The 6566-nt window shown below is 31.5% G+C and carries 4 protein-coding genes; all 4 read right to left on the bottom strand.

Features of this window, described 5'->3' with window-relative positions:
- Positions 1-115: 115 nt before the first annotated feature.
- Complete coding sequence (locus tag HMPREF0631_RS06325; protein WP_004167211.1) at positions 116-1498, bottom strand: MATE family efflux transporter; 1383 nt, start codon at positions 1496-1498, stop codon at positions 116-118.
- Between the two features lies 1 nt (position 1499).
- A complete protein-coding gene (locus tag HMPREF0631_RS06320) occupies positions 1500-3974 on the bottom strand; it encodes a PEP/pyruvate-binding domain-containing protein (RefSeq protein ID WP_004167210.1) in 2475 nt (824 codons plus the stop codon).
- 23 nt (positions 3975-3997) lie between these two features.
- Positions 3998-4594 (bottom strand): TetR/AcrR family transcriptional regulator, encoded by a 597-nt coding sequence (locus tag HMPREF0631_RS06315; RefSeq protein WP_004167152.1) that lies wholly within the window; start codon positions 4592-4594, stop codon positions 3998-4000.
- Positions 4595-4736: 142 nt separating this feature from the next.
- Entirely contained in the window at positions 4737-6560 is a 1824-nt protein-coding gene (locus HMPREF0631_RS06310; RefSeq protein WP_004167207.1) for a recombinase family protein, read from the bottom strand.
- Positions 6561-6566 lie beyond the last annotated feature (6 nt).

The raw sequence follows: 6566 nt of genomic DNA, 5'->3' as shown, positions 1-6566 counted from the left end.
CATAAAAAAGGATAAATGTATCTTATATGAATAACCGAATTTAATGTTCCCATTATTTATCCCTCCATTGCTTAGTTACATATTTTTCCCCTCCTAAATAAATATTCTGTAAACCTTAAATATTATCTTTTTGAAGCTTATAACAAGTAAATTTCATTTTACAAACTATAAAAACAGCCAAAGCAAATGACAACACATCAGAAACAGGTTGCAATAAATATATCCCAAACTTCTCATATAAATTAGTAAGTAAATATAAAAGAGGGATGTAGAAAATACCTTGCCTTGAAATCGAAATTATCAACGACCAAAAGTATTTCCCTATATTTTGCATTAACATACTACTTATCGCATAATAGGCTAACAACGGAATTGTTATACATTGCATTCTAAGTATTTGCACTGCTATAGAAATAACTTCACTATCTTTTGACATTGCAATAACAAAATGTTCCGAAAAAATATATAGCACCACTGCTGATATAATCAAAAATATAGTTCCAACAACAACTGTCAAATTAAATGCTGATCTAACTCTGTCATATTTTTTTGCACCATAATTCATTGCACAAATAGGTTGAAACCCTTGCCCCCATCCAATCATAATCATATAAGCTATGGCAACTATTCTTGAACTAACGGTTAAAGCTGCAATAATACTGTCCCCAAAGTTTGCTGCAACTCTATTCAATAAAATGAGAGAAACACTTGTAATTGCTTGCCTTGAAAAGTTAGGCATTCCTCCTACAAGAATATGGTATATGCGTTCTTTACTACATTTGACATTTTTCAAAGAAACAGGAATATTACCATTTCCTTTTGCCAACATAGTAAGTGCAATACACGCAATTATTTGACCTGTCAAAGTTGCATATCCAGCTCCAACAAACCCAAACTTGAATATAAACATAAATACAGGATCAAGAATCATATTGCTAAACATTCCTAAAAGCAAACCTATCATTCCATCTTTTACATTTCCACAAAGTCGTAATTGATTATAAATAGTAATTGAATACAGACTAAATGGAACGCTTATTATAATCACCTTTAAATACTGAGTAGTAAATTTAAATAAGTTAACAGAAGCATTCCCACCAATGAACTTTGTCAAGTCAGATATAAAAATCCATGACATTATAGCTATTAAAAATCCACTTATAATAGAAAATACTATTCCGATTGAAGAAATAATTATTGCCTCGTCCTCATCTTGTTCTCCAAGTTTTTTAGACATAATATTCCCACTGCCATATCCAAACCAAAAACCAATAGCCTGAATAATACCCACGAAGCTAAAAACAACACCAATAGCAGCTGTCATCGATTTATCATTTAAAAGTCCGACAAAAAATGTGTCTGTCAAATTATAAATAACCATAATTAGCATACCAACAATTGTTGGAACAGACATTTTTACTATCAAAGGTAAAAGTGGTTCACTTAAAATCTTTTGCCTTCTCAATTCTTTTTGATCTATTTGATTTTTTGATTTCATATCAGCAACCTATGACCTCGCCGGTATTACCATCTACTTGTATGGTATCTCCATCTTTGAATTTGGTAGTTGCAAAACCAACTCCAAGAACTGCCGGTATATTATATTCTCTTGCAACAATTGCAGCATGGCTTAAAGCAGAACCTGTATCTGCCACAACAGCACTTGCCAGCTTAAATAATGGAGTCCACTCAGGATCTGTAAGATGACAAACTAATATATCTCCTTTTTTCATTTTATAAAATTCTTTGGGACTATTTATTAGACACACCTTTCCAACTGCAATGCCAGTGCTTCCGCTTACTCCTTTTAAGACATCACCATCTGTTTTAAAAATCAATAACTTTGAAGCTTCCCAAACTTTTACTGCTAAAGGAAATTTTTCGTTTCTCCTTTTTATTTTCTCCTTATCTGACTCATTTAGAGTACCTCTGTTAATTGCTTTAAGCAGTTCTTTATGAAAAAGATTAGCCACTCCAGTTTCTATGTTTTCATCACCCAAGAGTATAAAGTTAATTCTTTTAACACACTTTCTGACATAATAAAATAGTGTTTCCCACAAATATTGACTTTCTTCACGAACCACATGAAAATATCTAAAATATTTTATCTGTTTTTCTATATCCTGATACTTTTTACCATAGATTCCCTCTATACTCTCCATAAGCTTAGAAAAATCTTTTATATCTTTACTTTCATTACTATTTTCATTTAATATAGGTCGTAATATATTTGTCAGCCTATCAGGATCTTCGAGAAATGTTTTTGCAGATAAACAATAACAGTTATAATCAGATTTAAAGCCATTATCTTTCATAAACTCATCTGTTATGTTCTTAAAATCATTATAATTGTTATATAATTCCTTAAAATTATCTCCGGAAATTATCGCTCTTTTTAAAGCTTCATTTTTTCTTATCCCACAAGCCATTGTATAGACATCATTTGTAATCACCGATGTTTTATTATCTAAGTCCCAATAAAAATCAAACGATGAATAATTGCTATTTACTTTTTTTATTATTTTGGTAAATTTCTTACTATTTAATACTGATGGAAATAAGGCATACTTAAATCTATCATAAGCAAGCTTTTGCAAAAGAGCATAACTTTCTTCTAAAAAATTTCCACACTCCGTTAATGTCATATTTTCAAAATTTAAGTGCTTGATTTCTTCTATTTCAGTTTCATATATATTCATAAAATCTTTGCACTTCTTATAACAGAACTCAAAATCTTTCATGTTCTTTAAGATATTAAAAGATTTGAAAATATTCTTTCCAATTCGCTTTCCTTCATCAGAAAAAGTTTGTATACCATCATCATCTATAATTGGATTTCTTGGTAAAATAATCCCACCTTCTGATAAAATGTTTACTTTCTGATCATTGATTGCCATCAAATAATCGAAATCAAGAACTCTATGTGCAGAAGGCATTTTTTCTAAAAAGAATGACATTACTTCTCGTGTATCCTTTTTGATTTTTTTACCCTTTGTATACTTCTCTATTAAATCATTGCAAGTTATATCATTTTCAGAATTTTTTAATGTGGTAATCGCTCTCGCCTGTAAAATATATACAATATCATTTTTGATTGCCCATTCAATATCCATAGGCATGCGATAGTGTTTTTCAATCTCTAAACCACACTTCATAAGTTCAAGTATTTCTCTATCATTTAATGCACGAGTTTTTCTTTTATCAGAGCTTACTGCTACTTCAACAGTTTCCTTATCCCCATATATAATCTGAGTTTCCTTGCTTCCAATATTTACTTGGGCTATTTTCCCTGATTTGTCAATAATGTAGCTATCAGCTGTAACTCTTCCGCTTACAACGCTTTCTCCTAATCCAAAGCTTGCATTTATTTGCATTTCATTTTCTTTTTTGTTTACTGGATTTACGGTAAATAAAACTCCTGATTTTTCACTCTCTATCATTTCTTGAATAACAACTGCAATAGAAACTGAAGTTTGATCATAACCTTGATGAAATCTATAACTTACAGCTCTATTCCCCCAAAGCGAAGCATAACAATTACGCACTGCATTCAATACACTTTCAATACCTTGAACATTTAAATAAGTTTCTTGTTGCCCTGCAAAACTGGCATCTGGCAAATCTTCCGCCGTTGCTGAAGAACGCACTGCAACTCTTGTATTATTTCCAAGATTAAAATATTTTTCTCTTATTGCATTCTCTAACCTTTCGGGAAATTTTCCAGACTTTATCTTTCCTCTAAAATGCTCAGATTCATTTAGAAGTTTTCTTTCATCATCTACTGATTTTTTTATTCCATTTTCAATGAGAATATCAATCCCATTTACTTTTAAAAAATCTCTATATGCATCTGCTGTTATAACAAATCCACTTGGAACATTTATTTTAGCAGAAGTCATTTCTCCAAGATTAGCACCCTTGCCTCCAGCAACTAATACATCTTCCTTTTTTATCTCATTAAAATCCAGAATCATTGCTATCACCTTCCTTTATACAATTAAATTTCTATATATTTAAAAACAATGCTTTGTATATAAATATTAAGCACTTCTTCAAAGGTATCTTTATTAAAATGGAAATAATTTGAACATAGAACGAAGCTGCCAACAAAGGCATTTGATAATCCTTGCTTATCTATGCTTTTTACTACATTATTTTTGTACCAATAATCTATTAACCTATCCAAAAAATCACCATATATATTTTCTACTCTATTCACTTTCTTTGAATCTTGACTTGCAAATATTCTAAATGCCTCTTGATAAATTGGCTGAGTTTTAATTTTCTCAGTCATATCTATCGAATACTTATAAATTACATCTGAAAGGAATTTTTTAGGATTCGTGAGTGAATTTGAAAATTCTCTTTCAATGTTTTCCAATTTTTGTATTGACCTATATGCCATTAAATCGATGATAAGAGATTCTTTGTCTTTCCAAAAATTATAGAAACTTCCTTGTGCTATCCCTACTCTTTTTGTCAATTCCGAAATACTAAGTGATTTCGTACCTTTATCATGAAATAAATCAAGAGCAGTTTCCATAATATCTTCTTTGATTTTTATCTTTTCTTCTTCTGTAAATGCCTTTGCCATTTTTAACCTCCAAACTTCTCAAACCAACCTGTGAATTTTTTATTTTTTATTCATAGATATTATAACACCCACAAATTTAAAAGTCAATGAATATTTTGTTTTATATTCATTGACTTTGGATATATTATTCAGTTAAAAAACTCTACATTTCACATAATGGTATCCCCACTCTTTTCAAAACCTTTAATTTCTCTTGCTTCTTCTGTTCTCTCCTTTCCTTATACCTTTCCTCATATTCTTGTTGTTTCCCATTTGCTTTTCGTTTCAGGTAATTTTGATGTAGTTTATCTTTTATTTCCTTGATTTTTCTTTCTTCTTCCTCAAGTTTTTGTTTTTCTTCCTCGCTTAACTCCGCCTGTGGCAGTTCATAATTTCCTATGAAATTAAAGTAAATTTCTATCTTTTGCTTTGATGTCTGACTTCCTTTTCTATCTCTTTCATGTACGATAATCTTTTCTACAAACTCATTTATCATTGTAGTTGTAAGTTCATCAAAGTTTTCATAACGACTGATAATGGATATAAATTTTCTTGCTCTGTCTGTTTCTTTTTCATATCTTGAAACCTGCTGCTCCAAGTCCTTAATTTCTTTACTTAAAGCGACCTGTTCTGTTTCATATTGATTGTTTAGTATTTCATATCTGCTATTTGGTATTTTATTCAGGATCATATCTTCGTAAATTCTGCACATAAGTCGTTCAAGTTCCTGAAGTCTGTTTTGGCTTTCCGTTAATCTTATCTTTTTCTTTTCTATCTCTATTTTTTCTTTTTCTTCCATTTCATTTTGAATGGAACGGATAAAGGCTTCATTATCTTCATCAAGGTATTTTTTAATATCTTTTAGTGTTTCCCTAATAAGATTTAAGACCGCTTCTGCTTTTATTCTGTGTGCTGATGGGCAAAGTGTGCCGCAAGGGGTTTTGGTATAGGCACTGCAAGTGTAATAGGGAATATTCTTATAGTTACTTGTTCTATGAACATACATCTTGCTCCCACAATCTGCACAATACATTAGTCCTGTGAGTGGGTGATATTCTCCCCAACCGTCAGGATACCTTTTTACATTTCCTCTTATCCTTTGCACATTATCAAAGGTTTCTTGGTCTATGATTGGCTCGTGTGTATTTTCAAAAATAAGCCAGTTATCCTCGGATACATATTTGCTTTTCTTGTCCTTGAAGTGCTTTCTTGTTTTGAAATTGACTGTATGCCCCAAGTATTCCTGTTTCTTTAAAATGCTTGCTATTGTTGAGCTGCACCAACGATAGGGATGTTCAAAGTTTTTGCTTTGATATAGTCCATAGCCTAATTTCTGTTGATGATAGGCGGGTATATCTACTTTTTCACTCTCCAATATCTTTGCTATTCGATACGGACCATTGCCTTGCATGGTCAGGTTAAATATTCGCCTTACTATCTCTGCTGCTTTTTCATCTACTATCCATTTGTTTTTATCTTTTTCATCTTTGATATAGCCATAAGGCGGTGTGCTTGCAGTATGTTTCCCACTTTCGCCTTTTGACCTGAAAGTCGATTGTATTTTTCTTGATATATCTCTTGCATACCATTCATTCATGATATTTCTAAATGGAGTAAAATCATCTTCTCTGTAAAAACTATCTACATTATCATTGATAGCGATTAGTCTTACGCCCTTTTGTCTTAGTATCTCCATACATTGACCGACTTTGAGATAATCTCTGCCAAGTCTGCTCATATCTTTTACAATGATACAACCAATATTTCCTTGATTGACTCCGTTCATCATTGCCATAAATCCCGGTCTGTCAAACTGTGTTCCGCTGATTCCGTCATCTGTAAAGTGAATAATGTTTGACAGGTTATTTTTGCTTGCGTATTCTTCCAATATTTTTTTCTGATTGATGATAGAGTTACTTTCTCCTTGCAGTTCATCATCACGACTTAATCTCTCATAGAGTGCTGTTATCTTTTCAAAATTCCTCATTTTTAC

The sequence above is a fragment of the Peptostreptococcus anaerobius 653-L genome (assembly GCF_000178095.1).
GTDB classification, from domain to species: Bacteria; Bacillota; Clostridia; order Peptostreptococcales; family Peptostreptococcaceae; genus Peptostreptococcus; species Peptostreptococcus anaerobius.
The sequence above is the reverse complement of the archived record's forward strand: the minus strand, read 5'-3'. Positions and strand labels throughout refer to the sequence as shown.